26 protein-coding genes and 1 tRNA gene are annotated in these 25,881 nt (G+C 71.8%); 10 read left to right on the forward strand and 17 right to left on the reverse strand.

All coding sequences use genetic code 11. The features are described 5' to 3' along the window. The first annotated feature begins 2 nt into the window (after positions 1–2). Positions 3–704: an ABC transporter permease gene (locus C7S10_RS01045; RefSeq protein WP_108342557.1), complete on the forward strand. Its 702-nt coding sequence runs from the start codon at positions 3–5 to the stop codon at positions 702–704. Positions 705–707: 3 nt separating this feature from the next. On the opposite strand, the gene C7S10_RS01050 is transcribed toward C7S10_RS01045, so the two are convergent. Further along, positions 708–1,301, reverse strand: coding sequence for a nucleoside/nucleotide kinase family protein (locus tag C7S10_RS01050; RefSeq protein WP_108342558.1), 594 nt, complete (start codon positions 1,299–1,301; stop codon positions 708–710). A gap of 46 nt (positions 1,302–1,347) precedes the next feature. Next, positions 1,348–1,426: transfer RNA gene (locus C7S10_RS01055), tRNA-Gln, on the reverse strand. A 159-nt stretch (positions 1,427–1,585) separates the two neighbouring features. Here C7S10_RS01055 and C7S10_RS01060 point away from each other — a divergent pair. The 3 genes from C7S10_RS01060 to C7S10_RS01070 are packed head-to-tail and all read left to right on the forward strand — an operon-like array spanning position 1,586 to position 5,937. Further along, a complete protein-coding gene (locus C7S10_RS01060; protein WP_165807014.1) occupies positions 1,586–2,707 on the forward strand; it encodes an ATP-dependent DNA ligase in 1,122 nt (373 codons plus the stop codon). After that, positions 2,700–3,260 (forward strand): hypothetical protein, encoded by a 561-nt coding sequence (locus C7S10_RS01065; protein ID WP_108343251.1) that lies wholly within the window; start codon positions 2,700–2,702, stop codon positions 3,258–3,260. The genes C7S10_RS01060 and C7S10_RS01065 overlap by 8 nt, the downstream gene beginning before the upstream one ends. Before the next feature lie 19 nt (positions 3,261–3,279). Further along, positions 3,280–5,937 carry a stealth conserved region 3 domain-containing protein gene (locus tag C7S10_RS01070; RefSeq protein ID WP_108342559.1) on the forward strand — a complete coding sequence of 886 codons (2,658 nt, stop codon included), beginning with the start codon at positions 3,280–3,282 and terminating at the stop codon, positions 5,935–5,937. A 103-nt stretch (positions 5,938–6,040) separates the two neighbouring features. Here the strand turns inward: C7S10_RS01070 and C7S10_RS01075 are convergent, their stop codons facing one another. Both C7S10_RS01075 and C7S10_RS01080 read right to left on the reverse strand, forming a co-directional pair. Further along, positions 6,041–7,048 (reverse strand): sulfotransferase family protein, encoded by a 1,008-nt coding sequence (locus C7S10_RS01075; RefSeq protein ID WP_108342560.1) that lies wholly within the window; start codon positions 7,046–7,048, stop codon positions 6,041–6,043. Between the two features lie 264 nt (positions 7,049–7,312). Next, complete coding sequence (locus C7S10_RS01080) at positions 7,313–8,398, reverse strand: DNA polymerase domain-containing protein (protein ID WP_108342561.1); 1,086 nt, start codon at positions 8,396–8,398, stop codon at positions 7,313–7,315. Positions 8,399–8,430: 32 nt separating this feature from the next. Here C7S10_RS01080 and msrB point away from each other — a divergent pair, with 32 nt between their 5' ends. Next, entirely contained in the window at positions 8,431–8,835 is a 405-nt protein-coding gene (gene msrB, locus C7S10_RS01085) for a peptide-methionine (R)-S-oxide reductase MsrB (RefSeq protein WP_108342562.1), read from the forward strand. On the opposite strand, the gene C7S10_RS01090 is transcribed toward msrB, so the two are convergent. Beyond that, positions 8,813–9,475: a class I SAM-dependent methyltransferase gene (locus C7S10_RS01090; RefSeq protein WP_108342563.1), complete on the reverse strand. Its 663-nt coding sequence runs from the start codon at positions 9,473–9,475 to the stop codon at positions 8,813–8,815. The two genes, msrB and C7S10_RS01090, sit on opposite strands and share 23 nt — an antisense overlap. 149 nt (positions 9,476–9,624) lie before the next feature. On the opposite strand from C7S10_RS01090, the gene C7S10_RS01095 reads away from it, so the two are divergent. The 4 genes from C7S10_RS01095 to C7S10_RS01110 are packed head-to-tail and all read left to right on the forward strand — an operon-like array spanning position 9,625 to position 14,480. After that, positions 9,625–10,827, forward strand: a complete 1,203-nt coding sequence (locus C7S10_RS01095) for a nucleotide sugar dehydrogenase (RefSeq protein WP_207769182.1) — start codon at positions 9,625–9,627, stop codon at positions 10,825–10,827. Further along, positions 10,824–11,606: a glycosyltransferase family 2 protein gene (locus tag C7S10_RS01100; RefSeq protein WP_108342564.1), complete on the forward strand. Its 783-nt coding sequence runs from the start codon at positions 10,824–10,826 to the stop codon at positions 11,604–11,606. Before C7S10_RS01095 ends, C7S10_RS01100 begins: the two co-directional genes overlap by 4 nt. Further along, on the forward strand, positions 11,603–12,634 hold the full coding sequence (locus tag C7S10_RS01105; RefSeq protein WP_108342565.1) for an NAD-dependent epimerase/dehydratase family protein: 1,032 nt from the start codon (positions 11,603–11,605) through the stop codon (positions 12,632–12,634). The genes C7S10_RS01100 and C7S10_RS01105 overlap by 4 nt, the downstream gene beginning before the upstream one ends. A gap of 16 nt (positions 12,635–12,650) precedes the next feature. Beyond that, positions 12,651–14,480, forward strand: a complete 1,830-nt coding sequence (locus tag C7S10_RS01110; protein ID WP_133176399.1) for a hypothetical protein — start codon at positions 12,651–12,653, stop codon at positions 14,478–14,480. Here C7S10_RS01110 and C7S10_RS01115 read toward each other — a convergent pair. From C7S10_RS01115 to hemG, 6 genes are all read right to left on the reverse strand, one after another. Further along, on the reverse strand, positions 14,473–15,420 hold the full coding sequence (locus tag C7S10_RS01115; protein ID WP_108342567.1) for a hypothetical protein: 948 nt from the start codon (positions 15,418–15,420) through the stop codon (positions 14,473–14,475). The two genes, C7S10_RS01110 and C7S10_RS01115, sit on opposite strands and share 8 nt — an antisense overlap. 20 nt (positions 15,421–15,440) lie before the next feature. Continuing rightward, positions 15,441–15,875, reverse strand: a complete 435-nt coding sequence (locus tag C7S10_RS01120; protein WP_207769183.1) for a rhodanese-like domain-containing protein — start codon at positions 15,873–15,875, stop codon at positions 15,441–15,443. Beyond that, a complete protein-coding gene (locus tag C7S10_RS23115) occupies positions 15,872–16,177 on the reverse strand; it encodes a cysteine dioxygenase (protein ID WP_108343253.1) in 306 nt (101 codons plus the stop codon). Before C7S10_RS23115 ends, C7S10_RS01120 begins: the two co-directional genes overlap by 4 nt. A 3-nt stretch (positions 16,178–16,180) precedes the next feature. Further along, on the reverse strand, positions 16,181–16,387 hold the full coding sequence (locus C7S10_RS01130) for a hypothetical protein (RefSeq protein ID WP_108342569.1): 207 nt from the start codon (positions 16,385–16,387) through the stop codon (positions 16,181–16,183). Between the two features lie 138 nt (positions 16,388–16,525). Continuing rightward, positions 16,526–17,236, reverse strand: a complete 711-nt coding sequence (gene hemQ, locus C7S10_RS01135) for a hydrogen peroxide-dependent heme synthase (RefSeq protein ID WP_108342570.1) — start codon at positions 17,234–17,236, stop codon at positions 16,526–16,528. Between the two features lie 4 nt (positions 17,237–17,240). After that, the gene (gene hemG / locus C7S10_RS01140; RefSeq protein WP_207769184.1) at positions 17,241–18,572 is read right to left on the reverse strand and encodes a protoporphyrinogen oxidase; all 1,332 of its coding nucleotides are present in this window, start codon (positions 18,570–18,572) and stop codon (positions 17,241–17,243) included. A gap of 127 nt (positions 18,573–18,699) precedes the next feature. On the opposite strand from hemG, the gene C7S10_RS01145 reads away from it, so the two are divergent. Then, positions 18,700–19,686: a DUF4349 domain-containing protein gene (locus C7S10_RS01145; protein WP_108342571.1), complete on the forward strand. Its 987-nt coding sequence runs from the start codon at positions 18,700–18,702 to the stop codon at positions 19,684–19,686. Positions 19,687–19,695: 9 nt separating this feature from the next. Here the strand turns inward: C7S10_RS01145 and C7S10_RS01150 are convergent, their stop codons facing one another. From C7S10_RS01150 to C7S10_RS01175, 6 genes are all read right to left on the reverse strand, one after another. Then, positions 19,696–20,283: a flavin reductase family protein gene (locus C7S10_RS01150; RefSeq protein ID WP_108342572.1), complete on the reverse strand. Its 588-nt coding sequence runs from the start codon at positions 20,281–20,283 to the stop codon at positions 19,696–19,698. A gap of 1 nt (position 20,284) precedes the next feature. Continuing rightward, positions 20,285–20,794, reverse strand: coding sequence for an NADPH-dependent FMN reductase (locus C7S10_RS01155; RefSeq protein WP_108342573.1), 510 nt, complete (start codon positions 20,792–20,794; stop codon positions 20,285–20,287). Further along, positions 20,791–21,933: an LLM class flavin-dependent oxidoreductase gene (locus C7S10_RS01160; RefSeq protein ID WP_108342574.1), complete on the reverse strand. Its 1,143-nt coding sequence runs from the start codon at positions 21,931–21,933 to the stop codon at positions 20,791–20,793. The genes C7S10_RS01155 and C7S10_RS01160 overlap by 4 nt, the downstream gene beginning before the upstream one ends. A 50-nt stretch (positions 21,934–21,983) precedes the next feature. After that, positions 21,984–23,222, reverse strand: a complete 1,239-nt coding sequence (locus C7S10_RS01165; RefSeq protein WP_108342575.1) for an SfnB family sulfur acquisition oxidoreductase — start codon at positions 23,220–23,222, stop codon at positions 21,984–21,986. Beyond that, a complete protein-coding gene (gene sfnG / locus C7S10_RS01170; RefSeq protein WP_108342576.1) occupies positions 23,219–24,322 on the reverse strand; it encodes a dimethylsulfone monooxygenase SfnG in 1,104 nt (367 codons plus the stop codon). The genes C7S10_RS01165 and sfnG overlap by 4 nt, the downstream gene beginning before the upstream one ends. A gap of 133 nt (positions 24,323–24,455) precedes the next feature. Then, positions 24,456–25,760 carry an acyl-CoA dehydrogenase family protein gene (locus tag C7S10_RS01175; RefSeq protein WP_108342577.1) on the reverse strand — a complete coding sequence of 435 codons (1,305 nt, stop codon included), beginning with the start codon at positions 25,758–25,760 and terminating at the stop codon, positions 24,456–24,458. Positions 25,761–25,881: the final 121 nt, after the last annotated feature.

Below are 25,881 nucleotides of genomic sequence, written 5' to 3' on the forward strand. Positions count from 1 at the left end.
TCATGAACGGGACCATCCTCAAGCTCGCAGCGCAGGCGCTGCTCGGGCGCCGTCGTTTCTGGCTGCTGGTCGCGCTGCCGCTCGCCCTGATCGGGCTGACCGTCTTGATCCGCGCGCTGTCCTCCGACCCCGACGCCGCGTGGCCGATGGTGAGCTTCCTCGGCTTCCCGCTGGTGCTGCCGCTCGTCGCGATCCTCGCCGCCTCCTCGGTCCTCGGGCCCGAGGTCGACGACGGCTCGATCGTCTACCTCCTGGCCAAGCCGGTCAGCCGGCACGCGGTCGCGATCTCGAAGTGGGTGGTCGCGTGGGCGGCGACCCTGGTGGTCGGCTCGCTCGGCGTGCTCGTCGCCGCGCTGGTGGCCGGCGGCGGGTCCGAGGCCGCCGGCTGGCTGGTCGCGGCGCTGGTCGCCGGGACGACGTACTCCGCCCTCTTCCTCGCCCTCTCCGCGTTCACCCGCCACGCCGTGGTCGTGGGGCTGATCTTCGTGCTGATCTGGGAGGGCCTGGCCGGCGGCTTCCTGAGCGGCGTCGCGTGGCTCAGCATCGGCCAGTGGGGCATCCAGGTCGGGCACGCGGTCTCCTCGGAGCTCGACGCCCCCGTCAACCTGCCGTGGGCGCTGCTCGCCTCGCTGGTCGTCACCGTCGGCGGCGTGTGGTTCGCCGGCGACCGGCTGCGGTCGTTCGCGCTGACGGGCGACGAGTAGGGCTCAGCCCTCCGACCGGACCACCACGTCGGCCAGCTCCTCGGGCCGCACCAGGCGTTGGTACTCGATCCCCTCCGGCACCCACTTCGTGTCCCAGAGCGCGAGCTCGTCCTCCGAGTCGCCCTGGGCGAGGTTGCGCGCCTTCGCCCGCACGGCCGCCGCGACCGGGTCGAGGTCGATCCACACGGCGAGGTCGACGAGGTGCATCAGCTCCGGGCGGACGACCCGGATGCCCTCGACCACCACGACGGGCGGCATGGGCTCGTCGACGTCGCCCTCCGAGCCGTCGTACCACCGGTAGCGGTAGGCCAGCCGTTCCGGGGTCGGCTCCGCACGGACCCTCGTCAGCAGGTCGACGAGCGCCGGCCAGTCGTGCAGGTCCCACATCGCCGCCCGCTCCGTGTCCGTCCTCGCGTAGAGCCCATCCGTGCCCACCACCTGGTCCTCGGTGACACCGAGGTCCGCGGCGAGCCGCAGCGCGAGCGTCGACTTCCCCGCCCCGCCGTGCCCGGCGATGGCGACCACCGGCGGGCGGGCGAGGTCGGTGACGAGCGCGCGGACGCGGGCCAGCAGGTCGTCGTACGTCGATGTCGGCACGCGGCACCATGGCACGCGCCGTGCCCGGTGGCACACCTGTTTTCGGCTCCCCGAGTAGGAGTCGAACCTACGTCGCTAATCCTGATTCAAAGTCAGGCGGGCCCTGCCGGCAGACCAATCGGGGAATGTTCCCCGCAAGCCTAGGGCCCGCCCGGCGGGGAGGGTCGTCTGCCCGGCAGACCAATCGGGGAATGTGGCGATCAGCGTAGTTGTCGCCACGCCTTGGTTCCGACACGGGACTTCGTCCCTGCTCAACTAGCGGAGGCCGGACTAGTCTCGACGGCGTGGACCTGCCCGTGATGCCGCCCGTCCAGCCGATGCTCGCCAAGGCGGTCAAGGGGGTGCCGCAGAAGGGCGACTACTCCTTCGAGCCCAAGTGGGACGGGTTCCGCTGCCTGGTCTTCCGCGACGGCGACGAGGTCGAGCTGACGAGCCGCAACACCAAGCCGCTGACGCGCTACTTCCCCGAGGTCGTGGCCGCGATCAAGGAGCAGCTGCCCGAGCGGATCGTCCTCGACGGCGAGCTCTTCGTGGCACTGCGCAGCTCGAGTGGCCGCGACCGCCTCGAGTTCGAGGTCCTCCAAGAGCGCATCCACCCCGCCAAGAGCCGCGTGGACATGCTCGCCGAGAAGACGCCGGCCGGCTTCGTCGCCTTCGACCTCCTCGCCCTCGGCGACGAGTCCTACCTCGAGCGCCCCTTCACCGAGCGACGCGCGGCGATGACCGAGGCCCTGACCGGCCTGACGGGCCCCTGCTTCCTGACGCGCACCACGCGCGACCCGGCCGAGGCCGAGCAGTGGTTCGCCGACTTCGAGGGCGCGGGGCTCGACGGCGTGATGGCGAAGCCCCTCGCAGCGCCGTACGAGCAGAACGCCCGCACCATGCTCAAGATCAAGCACGAGCGCACCGCCGACGTCGTCGTCGCGGGCTATCGCGAGCACAAGACCTCGACGCCGGAGAGCCCGCTCCTCGGCAGCCTCCTCCTCGGGTTGTACGCCGATGGCGAGCTGCAGCACATCGGCGTGAGCGCGAGCTTCACTGCGGCCCGGAGGGCGGAGCTGATCGAGGAGCTCCAGCCGCTGGTCTGCCCGATCGAGGATCACCCGTGGGGCAAGTGGCAGGAGTTCCTGACGGCCAACCCCGAGCGCGTCCCGGGCACCCAGAGCCGGTGGAGCCAGGGCAAGGACCTGTCGTTCGTGCCGCTGCGACCCGAGCGCGTGCTGGAGGTGAAGTACGACCACATGGAGGGCCGCCGGTTCCGCCACACCGCGCAGTTCAAGCGTTGGCGCGACGACCGCGACCCCGAGTCGTGCGGATACGAACAGCTGGAGGAGCCGGTCAGCTACGACCTCGCTAGAGTTCTGAGTGGAGCCGACAACCCTGCAGGAGGCGATGGAGATGACTGACGACATCAGCGACGGTGTCGGCACCTACGACGTGGTGCTGCTCGTCGAGACCGCCATGTCGGGCGGCGACGCGACCCAGGTCCGGTCGTTGCACAGCGACATCGAGGACCAGGTGGTCTACCACGTGCTGCTGCCCCTCGAGGACGCCTCCGCGCGCATCGAGGCCTCGCTCGGGACCCTCGGCGCCGGCGACGTGATGGCCGCTCCGTCGATGGTGATGAGCGACATCGACCTCGACGCCGTCCGGCAGGAGTGCCGCGACCGCTCCGACTCCGACCTCGCCCTGACGGTGAAGGCGATCGAGGCAGCCGGCGGCAAGGCCACCGGCACCGTGACCTCCGAGCCGCCCGTCGACGCGCTTGCCGCCAAGGTCAGCGAGGTGGACGCGCGTGAGGTCATCGTGCTCACCCGCCCGCACCTCGTCGCCGAGTTCTTCCACGTCGACTGGACCTCGCGCGCCCGCCGCAAGCTCGGCGTGCCCGTCCTGCACCTGCTCGAGCACGAGAACTTCGACGAGCAGTCCGGCGGCGGCGAGGGCGTCAGCGGGTTCTGACGCCCCCTAGGGTGGCGGCGTGAAGTTCGCGCTGCGCCGGTCGAGTCGCCTCTCGGTGGCGTTCCTCGTCTTCAACATCGACGGCATGGGCGGTACGTCGCGCTCCGCGATCACGCAGGCCAACGCCCTCGCACGCCGCGGCAACGTCGACGTACGACTCGTCTCCGTCACCCGCAGCGCCGACCGGCCGCACTACGACATCGACCCGGCCGTCGGCGTCGAGCACCTGGTCGACGCACGCGCCCCCGATCCGCGGGCGAAGCGGCCCTCGCGACTGGTGCCGAAGCGGTGGGACGGGCAGTTCTCCGAGCTGACCGACGACGGCATGGCCGCCCTGTCCACGCTCGACGTCGACCTCGTCGTCACCGTCACGCCCGCCCTGATGGCCGCCGCGGTGCAGCTCCTCCCCGCGACGACGACGGTGGTCCACCAGGAGCACCGCTCCTCGGCCGACCGGGTCGGCGGCATGGAGCCGCTGCTCGCCTTCGCGCCGCGCGTCGCTGCGGTCGCGCTCCTGACCCGCTCGGCAGCGGACTGGCTTCGCTCCGAGCTCGGCGCCGCGGCACCGGAGATCGTCGTCATGCCCAACCCGCTGCCCGTCGCCGCGCAGCCGCGCTCCGACCTGACGTCCCGGACGATCGTCTCGGCCGGGCGGATCGTGCCGGAGAAGCAGTTCATCCACCTCCTGCGAGCCTTCGAGCAGGTCGCGGACGACCTCCCCGGCTGGCGGCTGCGCATCCTGGGCGACGGCCTGCTCAGGCCCGAGCTGATCGCCCACGCGGCCAAGGTCGGGCTCGCCGACCGGGTGGAGCTGCCCGGCGCGGTCGGCGACATGGCGCCCGAGTGGGCGCGCGCGTCGATCTGCGCACTGTCGTCGAGGACAGAGGGCTTCCCGCTCGTCGCGCAGGAGGCGATGTCGGCCGGTGTCCCCGTCGTCACCTACGACTGCCCGTCGGGACCCCGCGAGCTCGTCGAGCACGGCGTCAGCGGTTTGCTCGTCGGCGCTGGCGCCAAGGCCGGGCTGGCGTCCGCGCTGCACACCGTCGCGGCCGACGGCGACCTGCTCGCGCGCCTCGGTGCGGGAGCGCTGGACGCGTCCCGGCGCTACGACGCCGACTCGATCGCCGCGCAGTGGGAGGCCCTCTTCAGGGCGATATCCATGGGCGATCGCGGGGGGTCCGCCGGTGTGTCGACCCCGGTCTCTCCCATGGATGTCCCGCCGTTCACCCGCGAGGGCGTGCCGGTCCCGGTCCCCGCGATCACGCCGGCGCAGGCCCGGACGGAGGCGCTCCGGCTTGCGGTCGACGCCGCCGAGCGCGGCGGGCCCGGGTGGTTCGTCATCCCGACCCACGACCGGCCCGCACCGACCGTGGTCGTGCCGGCCGCCCATCGCTCCACGGTCCTGGCCGCGCTCGCCGAGGTGCCCGACCACTTCTCCCTGCTCGATCCCGGCGACCGCGGGTGGCCCGTACGCCGCCTGCCCGCCCGTGACCTCGTCGCCGTGCTGCACAACGCGGCGCCCAACCGGATCGCGATCGAGCCCTGGCCGCGCAGCGAGGGCCGGCGCTCCCACCTCGGCGAGGACGCCGGGGTGGACCTCGAGTTCTGGGACCGCCTCCCCGACGGGACGCTCGTGGCGCCTCGGCCCAACCGGTGGACCCAGGCGGTGCCCCCCGCCGCGGCGACCACCGAGGTCGAGGTGGCCGGCGTGCGCGTGCCGACCCTCGGGCTGATGGTGGGGCCCACCCCCTTCGACGTCGCGTTCCCGATCGACGTCGTCTACACCTGGGTCGACGGCGACGACCCCGACTGGAACGAGCAGCGCTCGGCCCGGCAGGGCGACGACGCCCGGCGCGAGGCCGCCGGTGCCGCCCGGTTCCGCAGCCGCGACGAGCTCCGCTACTCACTGCGCAGCCTGCACCTGTTCGCGCCGTGGGTGCGCCGGGTCTTCCTGGTTACCGCTGGGCAGCGGCCGTCGTGGCTGGCCGACGACGACCGGGTCACGCTCGTCGACCACCGCGACATCCTGCCCACCGAGGCCCTTCCCACGTTCAACTCGCAGGCCATCGAGACGGCGTTGCACCGGATCCCCGGGCTGGCCGAGCACTTCGTCTACTTCAACGACGACGTCTTCCTTGCCCGCCCGACCCGCCCGGAGCTGTTCTTCTCCCCCGGCGGCAACGCGGCCGCGTTCGTCGGCGAGGCGTCGATCGGGCTGCCCGGCACTGCCGACAAGCCGTTCCTGCACGCGGCGGCCAACAACCGCCTGCTCCTGGAGGACGCGTTCGGCGTCGAGATCACCCAGGTGATGGCGCACTCGCCGCACCCGCAGCGGGTCTCCGTGCTGACCGAGATCGCGGAGCGTTTCCCCGACGCGATCGCCCGGACCGCCCGCGCCCCGTTCCGCAGCCCCACCGACGTGTCGATGCTGTCCAACCTGGCCCAGCACTACGGCCTGCTCACCGGCCGGGCCTTCGAGGGCACCGCGCAGCACGCGTTCGTCGACCTCAGCAACGCCCGCGTCGAGCGCCAGCTCAAGCAGCTCCGGGCGCGCGACCACGACTTCTTCTGCGTCGGCGACCACCACGACTTCGCCCGCGACGCCGAGGCGGTCGACGCGATGCTGGCCGCGTTCCTCGAGGACTACTTCCCGGTGCCCGCGCCGTGGGAGCGATGACCCGCCGGACTTCGCGAGCGAGTTGCGAACTTCGAGGGGCTTGCATGCACCCCGAAGTCTGGGTTTCCCCGGCTAGCCGGGGAAACCGTGAGGGCCACGGGCCTCAGCGCCGGAACAGGCCCGACTTCCTCGACCTCAGCTGCTCCAGCTCCGCCTCGAGCTCGGCGATCCGGGCGTCCTTCTTGCGGCGCACCTCGCGCCGACCCTCGCTGACGCGCGCGGTCGTGGCGTCCATGGCGATCGCCTCGGAGAAGTCGAACAGCTCGACGTACTCCTCCTGCAGCCCACCCAGGGCCTCGATCGCCTCCGGGGACCCGGGGGCGTCGACGAGGGTGTTCATCGCCTGCCAGGTGCGCTCGGCGAGGTCGCGCAGCTGGGGTGGTACGGCGATGTCGTCCCACGTGATCGCGGAGCGGTTGAGCTTCGCGTCGATGAAGTCGTCGACCTCGTGCGGGGCGTCGGTCGTGAGGTCGGCGTCGTAGGTCAGGCCCGCCTGCTCCCCCGCGCGGTGCAGGGCCGTGCGCCAGTCGGCCAGCAGGTCGGCGTACCGCACGAAGGCCCGCTCGAGCGACCTCGTCGAGCGCTCGGTCTCGAACGCGGCGTTGACCCACGCGGCGACGTTGGCCGTCTCGCGCTGGCGCCGGAAGGTCGGCGTCTGCTCGGTGAGGTAGGCCGAGTCGCGCGAGCGCACCACCTCGGTGGGGTGGCGCAGCATCGTGAGCGTGCTGACCCGCGCACCGAGGTCGGCCGCGACGCGCGTCCACACGGGAAGGATCCAGAAGGCGCGCGGGTCCTTGACGAGGATCTGCGGCGCGTCGAGCTGCCCGCCGAGCCACTCCCGCAGCTCGGCCTCGACCTCGGGGGCGCTGCCCGCCTCGGCGGCGATCGCCCCGGCGGTCGGGCGCGTGTCGATGGTGCGCACCGGCACGGGGTTGAGCACGCGCTTGTGGAACTCCGTGACCCACGCCGGCTCGTAGTAGCCGCGCGGGTTCTTCTCGTCCGCGGGGACCTCCGGCTGCGGCACGTGCAGGCCGAGCCGCTTCAGCGCACCCGCGACGCTGGAGGTGCCGGACCGGCCCGATCCGGTGACGAGGAGGAGGTGGGAGCTCACGCAGGCGAGGCTAGTCCACGAGGACCGGGGGCTCGCGACGATGTCGTCGCCGGCGCTACCGGACCGTACGGCGGTCCCGCTCGCCGACGGACCACCGGACTGTTCGGTAGCTCAGCGCCCGTCCGCGACGCGATCCGGCGAGACCTCCAGGTCGACCAGCCAGCCGCGGTCCGTCCGCTCGACATCGCCCCCGAACCACTTGTCGACCTGATCGATGTCGTCGAGCTCGACCGTGCTGCCAGTCGCTGATCCAGATCAGCTCGCTCACGTGCCCTCGACGCGGTTGCCGTCCTCGTCCCAGTGGGAGGCGACCTTCTTCGAGGGCTGGACCCGCGGCGGCTCGCCGGGCATCTTCGGGTGGTCGGGCGGGTAGTTCAGCTCGACCGGGTTGGCGTCCCAGAGGTCGAGCAGCGGCTGGAGCGAGTGGGCCACGTCGTCGATCGCCGCCCACGGGTCGCCGTCGGAGGCCAGCCGCTCGGGCACGGTGAAGAGGTTGAAGTCGGCCGGCGACGTCAGCGTCGCCAGCTCGTCCCAGGTCACCGGGGTCGAGACCGGCGCCCCCGGGATGGGCCGCAGGGAGTAGGCCGAGGCGATGGTGCGGTCGCGGGTGTTCTGGTTGAAGTCGACGAAGATCCGCTCCCCGCGCTCCTCCTTCCACCACGCCGTCGTCACGCCGTCGTCGCGCTTCTCCAGCTCGCGGCCGAAGGCGATCGCCGCGTGGCGTACGTCGGTGAACTCCCACCCGGGCGAGAGCCGGACGTAGACGTGGATCCCCCGGTTGCCGGAGGTCTTCGCGAAGCCGACCATGCCCAGGTCGGCCAGCAGCTCGCGCGCGACGCCCGCCACCCGGACCGCGTCGGAGAAGGTCGTGCCCGGCTGCGGGTCGAGGTCGATGCGCAGCTCGTCGGGGTGGTCGACGTCGGTGCGTCGCACCGGCCACGGGTGGAAGGTCAGGGTGCCCATGTGGGCACACCAGACGGGCACCGCGATCTCGGTCGGGCAGATCTCGTCCGCCGTACGCCCCGACGGGAAGGTGATCCCGACCGACTCGAGGTAGTCGGGGGCGCCCTTCGGCACGCGCTTCTGGTAGAACGCGTCGGCGTTGCGGTCCTGCGGCCCGGTCGCGAGCTTCATGCCCGGGCGTACGCCGCTGGTCCACCGCTCCAGGGCCGTCGGCCGGTCACGCAGCGCGCGCATCAGCCCGTCCTCCACGGACGCGAAGTACTCCGCCACCATCAGCTTGGTGACCTCCGCCGTGGTGTCCGTCGCCTCGTAGATGACGCGATCGGGCGAGGAGACGCGGACCTCTCGGTCGCCGGCCTGCACCATCGCCGGCTTCGCAGCTGCCATGGCGGTCAGGCTAGCCCGACTATTCTGGTCCCATGGGCTACCAGGTGGAGAAGACCGACGAGCAGTGGCGCGCAGAGCTCAGCCCGGAGGAGTACGCCGTGCTCCGCCAGGCCGGCACGGAGCAGGCGTTCAAGGGTGAGTACACCGACACCGAGACCGAAGGCACCTACTCCTGCAAGGCGTGCGGCCACGAGCTGTTCACCAGCAACACCAAGTTCCACTCCGGCTGCGGCTGGCCGAGCTTCTACCAGCCGATCACCGACACCATCGAGTACATCAAGGACACCTCGCACGGCATGGACCGGGTGGAGGTGCGGTGCGCCAGCTGCGGCTCGCACCTCGGCCACGTCTTCCCCGACGGGTACGGCACGCCGACCGGCGACCGCTACTGCATCAACTCGATCTCGATCGACCTCAAGCCGGCCGACCGATCATGAACGCCTGCGCGCCCATCACCTTCCACGCCAGCGGCACCTTGAGGTAGAGCTTGACCAGCCCCGGACCGCTCGGCAGACGGCCCTTGGTCGTGTAGGGCAGGAACCGCGGGATGCTCCGCTCGACGTCGAAGCCGGTGGCGCGGAACGCCTCGGCCAGCGCCCGGTCGTCGACCGGGGTGATGTGGTCGAGGAACATCCAGTAGTCGCGGCCGCAGTAGCGCACGTTGGGCTGGAGCACCATCAGTCGACCGTCCGGTCGCAGCACCCGCCGGCACTCGTCGAGGGTCGAGACGATGACCTCGCGCGGCACGTGCTCGAAGAAGTTGCTGATGAACACCCGGTCGACGGAACCGGTCTCGAGCGGGGTCATCTCGTCGGATCGGCAGACGTGGGTCTCCACGCCCGGAGCCGCCCGGAGCACGACGTCGGGGTTGAGGTCGACGGCGATCCGGCGTCCCGCGCGGATGTTGTTGACGAACTCGCAGTGTCCCGCCGCGACGTCCAGCACGACCGCGTCCTTGGGGACGAACTGTTGGAAGAAGTGCCGGCACAGCACCTCCCACAGGTCCGATCGGATCTCCTGCTCGTCGGCGAAGCGGCGCGCGTACAGATCGCGCAGGTTCTCGCCGTGGGGCTGCATCAGGCTCCTCCTCAGGACGGCGAGGGGGACGCCCGTCCGAAACTCGGCACATCCTACGAGCCGATCGCACGGGCTTTGCAGGTCTTCTGCGGGAAAGGCTCCCTGGCGGATAGGTTGGGCCGAGTTTTTCCGACCGAGGAGGAAGTTCCTTGACCAGCACACGCTTCGACCACGACGTGGTCGTGGTGGGCGGATGCGGCCACGTCGGCCTCCCCCTTGCCATCGCCCTCGCCTCGCGCGGGCTCTCCGTCGCGATCCAGGACATCGACGCCCGCGCGGTCGAGCTGGTCCTCGGCGGCGACCTCCCCTTCATGGAGAACGGCGCCCAGGAGGTCCTCCGGAAGGCTCTGGCCGACGGCCGGCTGACCGCGACGACCGACCGGGACGTCATCGGCCGCTCGGAGGCTGTCGTGGTGGTCATCGGCACCCCCGTCGACGAGCACCTCAACCCCGACCCGCACGCCGTCACCAAGGCGCTGCGCACCTCGCTCGACTCGTTCCGCGACGGCCAGCTGGTCGTGCTGCGCAGCACCGTCTACCCCGGCGTCACCCGCAACATCGAGCGACTCTTCGCCGACGCCGGTCTCGACCTCGACGTCGCCTTCTGCCCCGAGCGGATCGCCGAGGGACGGGCGATGGAGGAGCTGTTCTCGCTACCGCAGATCGTCTCCGGGCGCACCCAGGACGCCCGCGACCGGGCCGCGAAGCTGTTCGGCGTGCTGACCGACAGCATCGTCGAGCTCGAGCCGGAGGAGGCCGAGCTCGCCAAGCTCTTCACGAACAACTGGCGCTACATCAAGTTCGCCGCGGCCAATCAGTTCTACGTGATGGCCAACGACCACGGCCTCGACTACGACAAGATCCGCCGCGCGCTGGCCCACGATTACCCACGGGCCGCCGACATGCCCGGCGCGGGTTTCGCCGCCGGTCCGTGCCTCTTCAAGGACACCATGCAGCTGGCGGCGTTCACCGACAACTCCTACGTCCTCGGCCACTCCGCGATGCTGGTCAACGAGGGCCTCCCGCTCTACCTCGTGACCCGGATGGAGAAGGCCCACGACCTCGCCGACCTCCGCGTCGGCATCCTCGGCATGGCCTTCAAGGGCGAGAGCGACGACATCCGCTCCAGCCTGTCCTACAAGCTCAAGCGCATCCTGGAGTTCCGCTCGCGCGAGGTGCTCTGCACCGACCCGTACGTCACCGTCGACGACGGGCTGCTGCCGCTCGAGGAGGTCCTCGAGCGGGCCGACATCCTCGTCATCGGCGCCCCGCACCAGGTGTACGCCGACGTGCTGACCGACAAGCCGGTCGTGGACGTGTGGAACCTGCTGGACAACGGGACGACCGTATGACGCTGGCCGTCTCGGTCGTCATCCCCTCCTACAACGAGGCCGACGCCATCGTGCCGGTCCTCGACCGGATCTTCCAGGCCGTCGACTCGGTGCTGGAGGTGCTCGTCGTCGTCGACTTCGAGGAGGACACGACCGTTCCCGTCGTGCGCGACCACCCCCGGTTCGGTGACGGCCTCGAGCTGCTCGTCAGCGACTACGGCCGCGGTCCCGCGCACGCCATCCGCTACGGCATCGACCACGCCAGCCACGACGTCGTCGTGGTCACCATGGCCGACGGGTCCGACGACCCCCGCCAGATCGACCCGCTGGCCCGGCTCGTGGAGCGCGGCGTCGTCGTCGCGGCCGCCTCGCGCTACTCCCCCGGCGGGCAGCAGGTCGGCGGCCCGATGCTCAAGGGCCTCATCTCGCAGACCGCCGGCCGGTCCCTCGGAGTCCTGGCCCGCGTCGGCACCCACGACGCCACCAACAGCTTCAAGGCCTTCAACACCGAGTTCATCCGCGAGGTCGGCATCCACAGCACCAGCGGCTTCGAGATCGGCCTCGAGCTGACCGCCAAGGCCCGACGCCTGCGCCGACCGGTGGCGGAGCTCCCCACGATCTGGCTCGACCGTACGATCGGAGACTCCAACTTCGACATGAAGGCGTGGATCCCCAAGTACCTCCGCTGGTACCGCTTCGCCTTCGGCCCGGCGCTGACCCTCGACCAGGTCACCGCCCAGGCCGCCCGCATCGCCGCGCTCAACCAGCGCGTCTCCACACGGAACGGAACGTCACAGTGAGCAACGACCAGAAGGTTCTCGTCTCGGGTTCGGCCGGCTTCATCGGCGGCTACGTCGTCGAGGAGCTCCTCAGCCGCGGCTACACCGTCGTCGGCATCGACAACTACTCGAAGTACGGCAAGGTCGAGAAGTCCTACGACAGCCACCCCGACTACCACTTCCACGAGGACGACTGCCGCAACGTCGACGTGATGAAGAAGCTGCTGGCCGACTGCGACCACTTCATAGCCGGCGCTGCGCTGATCGGCGGCATCTCCTACTTCCATGCCTACGCCTACGACCTGCTCGCCCAGAACGAGCGGATCATGGCCTCGCAGTGCGACGCCGCGATCGAGGCGTTCCAGCACGGCAAGCTGAAGAAGGTCACCTACCTCTCCAGCTCGATGGTCTTCGAGTCGACCGAGCACTGGCCCTCCAAGGAGGGCGACGAGCGCAAGATCCCGCCGCCGCTGTCGTCGTACGGCTTCCAGAAGCTGGCCGTGGAGTACTTCGCCAAGGCCGCCTTCGACCAGTACCAGCTGCCCTACACGATCGTGCGCCCCTTCAACTGCGTCGGCATCGGCGAGGGTCGCGCCCTCGGCGACGTCGAGGTCGCCTCCGGCAACGTCAAGCTCGCGATGAGCCACGTCGTGCCCGACATCGTGCAGAAGATCGTCAAGGGCCAGGACCCGCTCCACATCCTCGGCGAGGGCAACCAGGTCCGGCACTACACGTACGGCGGCGACCTGGCCAAGGGCATCGTCGAGTGCATGAGCCAGGACGCGGCCTTAAACAACGACTTCAACATCTCCACCCCCGAGTCGACCTCGGTCCGCGAGCTCGCGGAGGTGATCTGGCGCAAGATCAAGGGCGCCGCCCCGCTCACGCTGGTCAGCGACGAGGCCTACGAGTACGACGTGCAGAAGCGCGTCCCCGACGTCACCAAGGCCAAGGAGGTCCTCGGCTTCGAGTGCACCACCTCGCTCGACACCATGCTGGACGAAGTCATCCCGTGGGTCACGCAGGCCGTCGCCGACGGGCGGCTGTGAGCAGGTCCCGGCCTCGATGACGTTGCCTCGGGCGACCGTGGTGGCCGGCCTGCCCTGGCTGCTGCTGACACTTCTCCTGACGGTCCCACTGGGCGCGCCGCTGCCCTCGCCCGGGCTCGACCCGAGCTGGCGGCTCGCCCTCAACACGTTCGGCGACCTCCACTTCGGTGACGACATCGTGTTCACGTACGGCCCGTGGGGGTTCCTCGACGAACCGATGATCACCGGCCGGGCGACGTACGCCCTGGCGCTCGTCGTGCGCACGCTGGCCCTCGTGGCACTCTGGCTGGTGTCGGTGCGCGGACTGACCCGGCACTGGCCACTGAAGGCGGCGGCCCCGGTCGCGTCCGTCTTCGTGGTGCTCGTCGCGCCCAGCGCCATGTCGACCCTGGTGGTGGCCGCGGTGGCGCAGCTCGTGCTGCTCGGCGCCGTACGCTCCGCACCAGTTGGCCGGCCGTGCCTGCCTTGGGCAGCAGTGGCCGGGCTCGCGGCGCTCGCCGCGGTGCTGCTGCAGGTGAAGTTCCCCAACGGCCTGGTCGTCGGCGCCCTGACGGCAGTGGCCCTCGTGGCCAACCTCGGGGCGGGCGCTCGCCGCGCCCAGCTGCTGGGCTGGGCCTCGGCCGCGGGCTCCTTCGTGGCGGTCGGCGCCCTGGCTTGGCTGCTGCGCGGCCAGGCGCTGTCCGATGTCCCGGCCTGGGTGCGCGGCAGCATCGACGCGACCTCCGGCTACGCGGAGGCCATGGCCTTCGAGTACCCCGAGCCCGACGTGCTGGCCTACGCCGTGGCCGGGGTCGTCGCACTGGTCGCGCTCGCAGCGACCGTCCCACACCTGCGTGGGCTCCCCGTCGCGCAACGCGTCGCGGCCGTGCTGGTGCCGGTCGTGAGCGTCGAGTTCGCCTTCAAGTCCGCCTTCACCCGGCACGACGACTTCCACGAAGCGGTGTTCTTCGTGACGGTCGGCGCCTTGCTCCTCATGCTCGCCGGCAACAGCCGGCCGGGGTCGTGGCTGGCCCTCGCCGGGGCGGCCGCCGCCGTCGCGATGAGCCTCACCACACTGTCCCCGCTCGGTCCCGGTGAGGTCCGGCAGCGCTGGACCGACGACGTCGAGGTGCTCGTCTCGTCGCAGCACCATGCCGACGAGGTCGCCGCCAGCCGAGAGGCGCTGGCGGCCGCCCAGCAGGTCCCGGCCGGCATGCTCGACCAGCTCGACGGCCACCCGGTCACCATCGACCCCTACGAGTCCTCGACCGCCTGGACCTACGGGCTGGACTGGCAGCCGGTCCCCGTCTTCCAGCTGTATGCCGCCTACACGCCGGCGCTCGACCGGCTGAACGCCACCGCGCTCGCCGACGCCCCGGCCGACCAGCGCGTGCTCCGGCACGAGGGGGCGTTCGCGGACAACCGCAACCCGCTGTGGGACTCACCGCTCTACCACCGGGCGCTGGCCTGCCGCTACCGCACCGTGCTCGCGGAGGCGTCGTGGTCCCTGCTGGCCAAGGCCCGGTCCCGCTGCGGCACGCCGGAGTCGCTCGGCGTCGAGCACCTCGACGCCGACCAGCGGGTCGAGGTCCCGCCCGGCGACGGCTCCGACATGGTGCTGGCGAGGTTCACGCCCGATCCCGCCGGCCTGCTCACGCGAGCGGGACGCCTGTTGACCAAGCCCTGGACGCCGATGACGGTGACGGCCGGCGAGTCGACCTATCGGCTCTCGCGCGCCAGCAGCCCCTCGGGCCTGCTCGTGCGCTTCCCGACCCTCGAGGCGGGCGCCTACCCGCCGGTCGACATCCGGTCGCTGGTCTTCAGCGAGCCGGGGACGCTAGAGCTCGTGCGCGTCCCGATCAGCTGACGGGCGTCAGGGTCGAGGTGATCTCGACCCGCCCGGCGCCGTACGTCTCGTCGGCCCAGGCCTGGAGCGAGCCGTCGTCGAACAGCACCTCGACCTGCACGACGTCGCCCGAGGCCGACACGCTCTCGACGCCCGGCAGCTCCTGGACCTCGATGGAGAGCTCGTTGAGCTCGGCCTCGGTGTACGTCGACTGACTGACGCACAGGGCGCCGCCCCAGGTCTCGCGCAGCGTCTTCTCCGCCGCGGCCACGTCGCCGGTCACCGCGACGTTGAGGATCAGGGTCTCGAACTGCGTGGCGGGGTCGTTGGCTCCCGCCTCGACCGACGGGTCGACCGGCTGGTCGACCCACGCGGCGCCGTAGCCCGGGAGGGCCGCAGCGGCGTTGAGCGTGGCGTCCAGCGCCTCCTGGTCGGCCATCGCCTCGTCGACGATGCCCCACCCGCCGGTGGGCGGGTCGCAGGGCGTGGTGAGCGCCGGCTCGGGCGGCGCGCTCATCGGATCGTAGAGGGCGGCCGGGACGGCCTCGGTGACGGCGAGGGTGGTGCCGTCGAAGGTGCCGGTGAGGGAGAACGAGCCCCACTTCGTGCCCGACTGGTCCTCGTGCTCGGGGTGCGCGGCCCAGTCCCACCCGGACAGCGGCGTGCCCTCGCACTGCGGCGGCAGCGACTCGGCCACGAACGTGCACAGCTGCGGGCCGTCGCCGTCGTCGAGCACCGTGACCAGGCCGGCGGTGGTGACGGGCCCGTCGGCGGCGGGTACGGCGCTGGGGAGCTCGCCCGGCTCGGCGGCCGGGCTCTCGGTGCTGGAGCCGGGATCGATCGGGTCGACGGCCTCCATCTGGGCCTCGGTGCTGCACGCGGACAGCGCGAGCACGGCGGCCAGCACGGGGGCGAGCGCGGTCAGGGTCAGGACACGACGAGTCTGGGCACGTGGGCTCATGGCACTAGGACGATACGCGCTCAGGCGGGGTTCCCCCCGGCCACGGGGAGCCCGGCGGTGCGCCACGCGGCGAAGCCGCCCACCACGTCGGTGGCGCGCGTGATGCCGATGCTGCGCAGGGCGTCGGCGGCCAGCGACGAGGTGTAGCCCTCCTGGCACAGCACGATCACCCGGGCGTCGTACGCTGCCTGCTCGATCCGCGCGTCCGAGCGCGGGTCGAAGCGCCACTCGAGCACATTGCGCTCGATCACCAGCGGCGAGAGCGAGCAGTGCACCTGGCCCTCAGCGGCCCTCTGGGCCGCCGGCCGGATGTCGACGAGCAGCGCGCCGGCGCGGACCTCCTCGAACGCCTGCTGCACCTCGACCCGCTCGAGCCGGGACCGGGCGTCGGCGAGCAGGGCGTCGACGCCGTCGTACGTCGCTGCGTCGACGGCGCCCTCGACCGGCGCCGTCACCACAGGTCCCCGCGGTGCTCCACGCCGGTCGCGACGAGGCGGCCGCCCAGGAGCTCGTAGCGCGTCATCGCCGGCAGCCGCGGCGAGTAGGCATGCAGCGAGACGGCCGGCTCGTTGCCCTCGTTGACGACGTCGTGGATGTGGCTGGCGTCGAAGTGGCGCCCGTTGCCCTGCTGCAGGGTGCGTGCGTGGATCGAGCCGTTCCAGGTGTACTCGGTGAGGCTGCCCTGGAGGGTCGTGAAGGCGCCGCTGGCTGAGCCGTGGTCGTGCCAGCCGGTGCTGGTGCCGACCGGCCACGTGATGAGTCACAGCTCGACGTCGGCCCCGGCGTCGACCGGGAGCCGTTGCCAGGTGCGCTCGGAGCCCGTGAGGTCGAGGCCCCCGAGGAGGCCGGGAACGGCGACCTCGGAGCGGCCGAGGACGTCGGTGAGGGCCTGGGCCGAACGGGAGAGGGAGCGGGTGGTGGTGCGGGTGTCCGGGCGGGTCGCCCGGGCCGTGGGGAAGGGGGACATGGTGACTCCTGAGCCTGTTTTGATGTTTCTCGCCTAACTTACTACAGATTAGCGGGACGGCTCGACGCTGTCCGCGACACGCCCGGGCTACGACCTGAGTCCGCTGCGGACTCAGGTCACAGCGACGGGCCAGGAGGCTCAGGGCAGGCGGTTGACCAGCTCGGCCGGCGAGACCAGGGAGCCGGTGTAGAACGGCACCTCCTCGCGCACGTGGCGACGGGTCTCGGAGCCGCGGAGGTGACGCATCAGGTCGACGATCCGGTAGAGCTCGTCGGCCTCGAAGGCGAGCATCCACTCGTAGTCGCCGAGGGCGAACGAGGCGACGGTGTTGGCGCGGACGTCGGGGTAGTCACGGGCCATCTGGCCGTGCTCGGCGAGCAGCGCCCGGCGCTCGCCGTCCTCGAGGAGGTACCACTCGTAGGAGCGGACGAAGGGATAGACGCACACGTGCGCCCGGCTCACCTCGTCGGCCAGGAAGGCCGGGATGTGCGACTTGTTGAACTCGGCCGGCCGGTGCAGCGCCATCTGCGACCAGACCGGCTCGAGCCGCGCACCGAAGGTGGTCCGGCGGAACGTGTTGTAGGCCGACTGGAGCATCTCGCTGTCTTCGGCGTGCCACCACACCATGACGTCGGCGTCGGCGCGCAGGCCGCTGACGTCGTACATCCCCCGCACGACGATGTCCTCCTCCGCCTGGGAGGCGAAGAGCGCCTCGACCTCGGCGGCCTCGGTGTCGCGGTCGGCGGCGCCGATCACGTCGCGGAGCTTGAACACCGACCACATCGTGTAGCGGATGGTGGCGTTGAGCTCCTTGGTGCGGGCGGCGTTGGTGGCGGGCTGCTCAGACATGCCCTCATTCTGCCCGGACGACGTCGGCGGCCGCGCGATGGGCCGAGGCGATCACCGCCGGGATGCCGACTCCGTCACACCACGCACCACACACGGCCAGGCCGCGGGGCAGGCCGGCGCGGACGCGGGCGATCCGCTCGAGGTGGCCGACGGCGTACTGCGGCAGTCCGCCGCCCCACCGCTGCACGTGAGAGTCGAGGGGTACGGCGACCACGCCGGCCAGCTCCGCGAGCTCGGCCAGCGACCGGGCGACCAGCTCCTCGTCCGCTGCCTGCAGGGTCGACTCCTCCCCCGCGCGACCCAGCGAGGTGCGCAGGAACGCGACGTCGCCGCCCGCCCGTCCCACCCAGTCCCACTTGGCGAAGGAGAAGGTGCTGGCCTTGATCCCGCGCGCCTCGACCGGCGGCACCAGGAAGCCCGACCGGTCGGCCAGGTGCGCGACCGCCTCCCGCGGGAGGCCCAGGGTCACCACCGCGACGCTCGCCGACTCGATGGCGGCCACGTCGGACGCGACCCCGACCTCGGCCGAGGCCAGCAGCCGGGCCGTGGGCGCGGCCGGCGTCCCCAGCACCACCCGGCGGGCGAGCACGGTCTCGGGCGAGCGGGTGGAGCCGACCGTCAGCGCCCAGCCGTCACCGTCGCGGCGCAGACCGCGGACGGTGGCGTCCCGACGGACCTCCAGCCCCGCGCCGAGGACTCCCGGCAGCCGCCCCATGCCGCCCTCGAGGCCGGCGAACACGGGGACGTCGCTGGCCGGCACCGCCGCTGCCTGCTCGAGCAGGGAGCCGCGACCGGCCATGGTGACGAGCTGCGGGACGGTCGCGGCCGCGGAGAGCCGGCGGGCGCGTCCGGCGTAGACCCCGCCGAGCAGCGGCTCGACGAGCCGGTCCACGACCTCGTCGCCGAGGCGGGCCGCGACCAGGTCACCGACCGAGACGTCGCCGCCGACCGGCGTCATGACCTCGCTGCGGGCGCGCGCCAGTCCGTCGGCGGACAGGACCTCGGACGCCGCGAGCTCGTCGAGGTCGAACGGCACCCCCATCAGGGAGCGCGGCATCGGCCGCAGCGCGCCGCGCGAGAAGATCCGGGAGGTGGCGCTCGTCGGGTGCACCACGTCGAGGCCGAGATCGCGCGCGAGGGCGACCCCCTCCGGGCGCCGGTTGAGCATCGCCTCGGCACCGACGTCCACGGCGACCCCGGCCACGGTGGCGAGGCGCAGCTTGCCGCCGATCTCGGGCGAGCCCTCCAGGACCAGCACGTCGTGGTCGACCGCCAGGTCGTGCGCCGCGGCCAGACCGGCGATCCCTGCCCCGACCACCACGACGTCGTACCTCACGCGCCAACTCTGGCACGGCGCCCGGCACCACCCGGAGACGGTCGGGCCGACGGTCCGCGCGTCACGGTTCGGTCACGGCGGCCGGTCGGGCGGAACCGGTCGGTGACGCGGGCGCGTCGGAGGCCACATGACCACACTCACCCGGCCCCACCCGCGAGGTCGCCGCGCCGCCGGCCTGCTCGCCGCCGTCACCATGACCGGTGCGCTCGTCGCCGGTCTCGCCGCGTGCTCCTCGTCCTCCGACAGCAGCTCCGACACCGGCGGGAGCGACGGTGGCTCGGTCTCCTCCGAGGTCGCGCCCAGCCCCTCCGAGCGGCAGCTCGCGGACCAGTCCGAGTCCGCCGGTGACACGGCCGCCGACAGCGGCAAGGTCGCCGATACCGGCTCCCCCGCCGCCCGGCCGGCGGCGATCGACCGTGCCGTCATCTCCACCGGCACCGTGTCCCTGGTCAGCGACGACGTCGCCGATGCCCGCCGGGAGGTGCAGCGCATCGTCGACGGTCAGCGCGGCACGATCTCGCAGGAGGACACCGAGACCGACGACGAGGGCGTGGCGACGTACTCCCGTCTCGTCATTCGCGTGCCGTCGGGCTCCTTCACCGAGACCATGCAGGCGCTGGAGAAGGCGGCCGAGCTGCGGCAGTCGCAGGTGACCAGCGAGGACGTCACCACCCAGGTCATCGACACCGACGTCCGCGTGCGCGCCCAGGAGGGCAGCCTGCGCCGGGTCGAGCAGCTGCTCGCTCGCGCCGAGTCGCTCAAGGACATCATCTGGATCGAGTCGCAGCTCACGACGCGTCAGGCCGAGCTGGACTCGCTCAAGTCGCAGCAGGCCTGGCTCTCCGACCAGACCAGCGAGTCCACGATCACCATCGACATCGCGCGCACGCCCGAGGTCGAGGAGAAGGCGGAGGAGGACCGGGACGACGCCGGGTTCCTGGCCGGACTCACCAGCGGCATGGACGCCCTGGGCGGCTTCGCGGTGGCGCTGGCCACCATCGTCGGCGCGCTGCTGCCCTTCGCGATCGTGCTCGCGGTGTTCGGCCTGCCGACCTGGCTCCTCGTACGCCGCAGCGCCCGCCGCCGGACGCCGAAGCAGCCCGCGACCCCCTGACGCAGCGCGTCAGGCCGCGTCCGCGTCGCCCTTGTGCGGGGCGGGGCCCGACTCGACCTCGGCCCCGTTGATCCGGCCGTCGAGGCGGGTCGGGTCGAGGTCGTCGCGGTGCAGCTTGGCGAAGCCGGACTTGTGGAACACGAGCGGGTGCTCGCCGTCGCCGGCGCCGACCTGGTGGATGCGCAGCAGCACGATCATGTGGTCGCCCGCCTCGACCTCCTCGTGGACGGTGACGTCGAAGGTCGCGACCGCCTCGGTCAGCAGCACCGCGCCGCCCTCGGTGACGCTGAACGGCAACCCGTCGAAGCGCTGCTCGCGCGGACCGGCGAGCTGGCGGCAGATGTCGTCGTGGTGGTCGGCGAGCACGCTGATGCCGAGGTGGTGGGCCTCGCGCAGCAGCGGCCAGGTCGCGCTGGAGGTGGAGACGGAGAAGGACACCAGGGGCGGCTCGATGCTGATCGAGGTGAAGGACGACGCGGCGAGCCCGGTCAGCTGGCCCTTCACCGACGCCGCGACGGCGACGACGCCGCTCGGGAACGCGCCGAACGCCGAGCGCAGGGTGCGCTGGTCGAGGGTCGTGAGGTGCGGGGTGGTCATGTCAGGACACCGCCTGTCGGGCTGTCGGGAGGTGGGCGAGGTGGGTGAGGCGCGGCCGGGCGGCGTCGAGCCATCCGGTGTAGGCCGACGGGTCGTCGTACGCACTGTCGAGGAGGTAGAGCCCGCGCGTGGGCACGGCCGCGCCGAGCTCGACGAGCACCTGGCGCAGGCCGTGCTCGGGCGCGAGGGCGTGGGCCGGGGAGCCGCCCAGCATCAGCGGCACGGCAGTGGTGCCGAGCAGGGAGTCGGCCGGGAACCAGTCGAGGAACGACTTGAGCAGGCCGGTGTAGGTCGCCTTGTACGTCGGGGTGGCGACGACCAGCAGGTCGCAGGCCTGCACCTGCTCGACGAGTCGCGCGACCGCCGACGAGCCGAAGTCGAAGAGCTCGGCCCCGTGCTCGGCCAGGTCGATGACGAGGTCGGCGCCCCCGAGCTCGTCGGCGAGGTGGGTGGCCGCCGCCAGCGTGCGCGAGCCCGCCTTCGGGTTGCCGACGAGCACCGCGGTCGTCATGACGCGGCCCGCTGGCCGCCGAAGGGCACCGAGGACGTCGCCGTGACCGGGGCCGGGTTGGTCCAGACGCCACGCTTCTCGAGGATCGGGAGCACGCCCTCGCCGAAGTGGTAGGCGCCCTCGAGGTGGGGGTAGGCCGAGAGCACGAACTCCTCGATGCCGAGCGCAGCGTATTCCTCGACGCGGTCGGCGACCTCCTCGTGGCTGCCGACGAGCGCGGTGCCGGCCCCGCCGCGCACCAGGCCGACGCCGGCCCACAGGTTGGGGTAGATCTCCAGCCCGTCCTTGCTGCCGTTGTTGAGGGCGAGCATGTTCTGCTGGCCGACGGACTCCGACTTCTTGAGGCCCTCCTGCACGCGGCGGATCTCGGCGTCGTCGATGCCCTCGAGCAGCCGATCGGCCTCGCGCCACGCCTCCTCGGAGGTGTCGCGATTGATCGTGTGCATGCGGATGCCGAACCTGATCTCGCGGCCCTGCTGCTCGGCGAGCTCGCGGATCCACGCGATCTTCTTGGCCACCGCCGCGGGCGGCTCGCCCCAGGTCAGGTAGACGTCGGCGTGCTTGGCGGCCACGTCGCCGGCCGCGGGCGAGGACCCTCCGAAGTAGATCTCCGGGACGGGATCGGGCAGCTGCTGCAGCTGGGCCTCCTCGACGCGGAGGAACTCGCCCTCGAAGCTGACCTGCTCCCCCGTCCAGAGCCGGGTGACGATCTCGAGGAACTCGTCGCAGCGGCGGTAGCGCTCGTCCTTGTCGAGGAAGTCGCCGTACGCCCGCTGCTCGTGGCTCTCGCCGCCGGTGACGACGTTGAGGAGCAGCCGTCCGCCCGACAGGTTCTGGAACGTGGCGGCCATCTGCGCGGCCAGTGTCGGCGCGGTCAGCCCGGGGCGGAAGGCGACGAGGAACTTCAGGCGCTCCGAGAGCGGCGCCAGCATCGCGGTCGAGAGCCACGCGTCCTCGCACCAGGCCCCGGTCGGGGTCAGGGCGGCCTCGAAGCCGAGCTGCTCCGCGCTGCGCGCGATCTGGCCGAGGTAGGGGACGCTGGCCGGGCGACCGCCGCCGGCGTGCGTGACGCCGTGGCCGCCGCTGACGACCTGTCGGCCGTCGCCGCCGTTCGTGGGCAGGAACCAGTGGAACTTCATCGTTTCTCTCTCTCGGTGGTTGAGGTGCGAGCGCAGCGAGCCTCGAGAGCTCAGAGCTGTCCGTGGTTGGGCGGGAGGGTGCGGTCGACGACCCAACGGCCGAGGTGCTGCACCTTCCACGCCGCGGGGTCGTGCAGGGTGTGCGTGCGGGCGTTGCGCCAGTGCCGGTCGAGGTTGAGCGCGCCGAGGGCCGAGCGGGTGCCGGAGACCTCGAAGAGACGGCTCGCCACCTCCACCGACACGGCGGTCGACGACGCGCGGCTCGCGGCCACGGCCAGGCTGGCCGTCCCCGCCGACTGCGCGGTGAGGTCGGCGGTGGCCGCGTCGACGGCCCGGCCGGCCTCGCGCAGCAGGGCCTCGGCGCCGCGTACGGCGACCTCCATCTGCCCGAGGGCGTGCACGACCAGCGGGTCGTCGCCCGCGCGGTCGACCCCGGCGTCCGGGAAGGGCCGCGACCTGGTGCGCACGAACTCCGCCGCCTCCTCGATCGCGGCACGGGCGATGCCGACGTCGATCGCGGAGTGCAGGAGCTGGGCGAACGATCCGTAGGTCTGCGGCCGGTCGAAGGTCTGGTGGTAGGGCGTGATCCGGTCGTCGGCGACGTGGACGTCGACGAGCTCGACGGTGCCCGATGCGGTGGTGCGCTGGCCCATGCCGTCCCAGTCGTCGATGACCCTCACCCCGGGTGCGGTGCGCTCGATCCACGCCACGTGGAGCGGTCCGTCGACGTCGAGGTGCGCGAGCACCGGGATCCAGTCGGCGAAGAGGGCGCCGGTGGCGTAGCCCTTGGTGCCGTTGAGCAGCCACGACCGAGGCCTCGAGGCTCGCTCCGCTCGCACCTCGACCATCGAAGGCCGAAGCGTCGTACGGATGTCGCGGACGTGCTTGGTGCCGATCTCCGACTGGGCGTTGCCGAAGCGCTTCCCGGCGAGCACCTCGCCGAAGAAGAACTCCTGCTGCTCCGGCGTGCCCTGGTCACGCATGGCGTTGACATAGACGAAGTGGCTCTGCGGGACCTGGGCGATGCTCGGGTCGCCGGTGGCGAGCACCCGGAACACCTCGGCCAGCGTGACCGCGGGCAGGTCGGGTCCGCCGTGCTCCTGCGGGACGGTGATCGCGAGCAGGCCCGACTCGGCGAGCCGGTCGAGCTCCGGGCCGGGGAGGATGCGCTCCGCGTCACGCTGGGAGGCGGTCTCGGCGAAGTGCGCGGCCAGCGTGCGCGCGACCGAGACGGCCTGCTCGCTCGTCCAGGTCGGCGTGACGACGGGCGCGTGCGCCACGGCGGTCATGCGACGGACTTCGCGTCTTCTTCGGCCTCGAGCGCGCGGACGATCGGCAGCACCTTCTCGCCGAAGTGCTCGACCTCCTCCTGGAAGTGCAGGAAGCCGAGGAGGAACAGGTCGACGCCGCGGCGCTTGAACTCGATCATCCGCTCGGCGACCTGCTCGGGCGTGCCGACGAGACCGGTGCGGAAGCCGTCGTTGTACTGCACGAGGTCGCGGAAGTCGGAGTCCTGCCACATCCCCTTCTTGTCACCGGTCGACTGGCCGGCCTCCTTGACGGCGCTGCCGAAGCCCTCGACCGCCTCGGGGTTGGCCTTGGCGATGATCTCCTCGAGCGTCGCGTGGGCCTCCGCCTCGGAGTCGCGGGCGACCATGAAGCCGTTGACCCCGAACTTCACCGTGCGCCCGGCCTGGTCGGCCGACGCGGTGACGCCGGCGATCTGCTCGGCGATGCCGTCGGGGGTGTTGCCGTTGGCGAAGTACCAGTCGCTCACGCGTCCGGCCATCGACTGGGCGACGGTGGAGTTGCCGCCCTGGAAGATCTGCGGGGTCGGCCGGCCGTCGAGCACCAGCGGCTTGGGCTTCATGTCGAAGTCGGTCAGCTGGAAGAAGTCGCCGCGGAACTCGGCGTGGTCGCTGGTCCAGATCTCGCGGATGTAGGAGATGAACTCCTCGGCCATCCGATAGCGCTCGCCGTGCTCGAGCCAGCGCACACCCATGCTGGTCGCCTCGTCCTTGAACCAGCCCGACACGACGTTGATCGCGGCGCGCCCGTTGCTGAGGTGGTCGGCGGTGGCGATGAACTTCGCCAGCACGCCGGGGTGCCACATGTAGGGGTGCACGGCCGAGATGACCTGGAGGCGCTCGGTCGCGAGCAGCAGCGCGAGGCTCAGCGAGGTGGCCTCGTGCTGGTTGGCGGCGCCGTACGACGCGGTGTAGCGGACCTGCGTCAGGGCGTAGTCGAAGCCGTTGTTCTCGGCCGTCTGCGCGAGCCGCTTGTTGTAGTCGTAGTCCCAGCCGGTGCGCTGCTCGATGTCGGAGATCACGAGGCCTCCGGACACGTTGGGCACCCAGTAGGCGAACTGCAGTGGCGCTGATGCGGTCATGGCATGACTCCTCGAGGGGCGGGGCCCGATCAATGTCTATTAAGACTATGGACAAAGAGTGAAGCGAATGCAAGGCGGCGCCGCGCTCCTCCCGCCACGAGTTGCGGAGGGGGTGCAAGGCGCCGCCTTGCACTCAGCCCTGCCGGGGCCAGTCCTGCGTGCGGCGGGTGCCGCCGATCGACCAGGCGTACGGCGGGGGCGTGCCGTTGACCACGTGCGCGCCGACGACGCGCGACTTGAGGATGCGCGGGTTGTGCGAGGCGACCGTGCGGGCGTTGCGCCAGTGCCGGTCGAGGCCCTCGGTGCGCGCGGTGGCCGAGGCGCCGAGGGTGTCGAACAGGTCGCTGGTCGCGCGGAGCACGAGCTCCGAGACGACCACCTGCGCGGCGGCCGACTCGATCTCGGCCTCCTCGACCGCCGCGGCGACGTCGTGGTGGTGGCGCGAGGGCACGTCGGCGACCACCTGGAGGCTGGCCGCGACCCGCTGCGTGGTGGCCTCGGCGGCGTACACCGACGCGGCGATGTCACCGATGCGGGCGAGGACCTGCGCGTCGTCGCGGACCCGGGCCGCGTTGGCGTGGGAGTAGTTGCGGGTGCGGCTGCGCACGTGCGTCACGGCGTCGTCGAGCGCGGCGCGGCCGATGCCGGCCAGGGTCGCGAGGAGGTTCAGCTGGTAGAGCCCGGTCTGGTAGGGGAAGCGCTCGCCGAACGGCAGCACGTGGGCGGCCGGGACGCGCACGTTGTCGAAGGTCGTCGTGCCGCTCCCGGTGCCCTTCTGCCCGAAGCCGTTCCAGTCGTCGACGACGGTGACGCCCGCGTCGCGGGTGTCGACGATCGCGATCGCGTAGTCGTCGTCGGCCTCGTCGGGGCGGTCGGGGTTGACGACCCGCACGTAGACGTCGGCCCACTCGGCGAAGATGCTGCCGGTCGTGTAGTACTTCGTGCCGTCGAGGCGGTAGTCGCCGTCCGGCAGCGGGGTCAGCGTCGTGCGCTGTGTGTCGATGGCGGTCGACCCGGTCTCGGACCAGGCGTTGCCGGCGATCTCACCGGCGGTGAAGCGCTCGAACCACGCGCGCTGGTCCTCGCCGCGACCGTGCTGCCACACGCGGTCCTCCGCGAGGGCGAAGTGGCCGCGCAGGGCCTGCGGGACGTTGGCGTCCACGGCGGCCAGCTCGATCCACAGCTGGGTCAGCTCGGGGATGGTCGCGCCGCGGCCCCCGTGCTCGACGGGGACGCGCACGGCGCCGAGGCCGACCTTCTTGAGGCGGCGCAGCGCATCGACGGGCAGCTCGCCGTCCAGCTCGCGCTGGAGGGTGCCGGCGGCGATCTCGGTCAGCACCGGCGCCCACTCCACGCGGAGCTGCCGCAGGAGGGGGGTGTCGTGCGCGGGGCGGCCGACGACGTTGTGGGTCTCGGGCCGCGATTCGATGGCAGTCATGTGCAATAGCCTTTTCTGTATTGGTTTTATAGACTTTAACCGGACGGTGGCGCCGAACCACGAATCGCCTCCGGCAGGTTTTCCCGAGCAGGAGTGCAAGGCGCTCCCGAGACCAAGGAGT

Origin of the sequence: Nocardioides currus, assembly GCF_003057875.1 — a bacterium.
Classification (GTDB): Bacteria; Actinomycetota; Actinomycetes; order Propionibacteriales; family Nocardioidaceae; genus Nocardioides; species Nocardioides currus.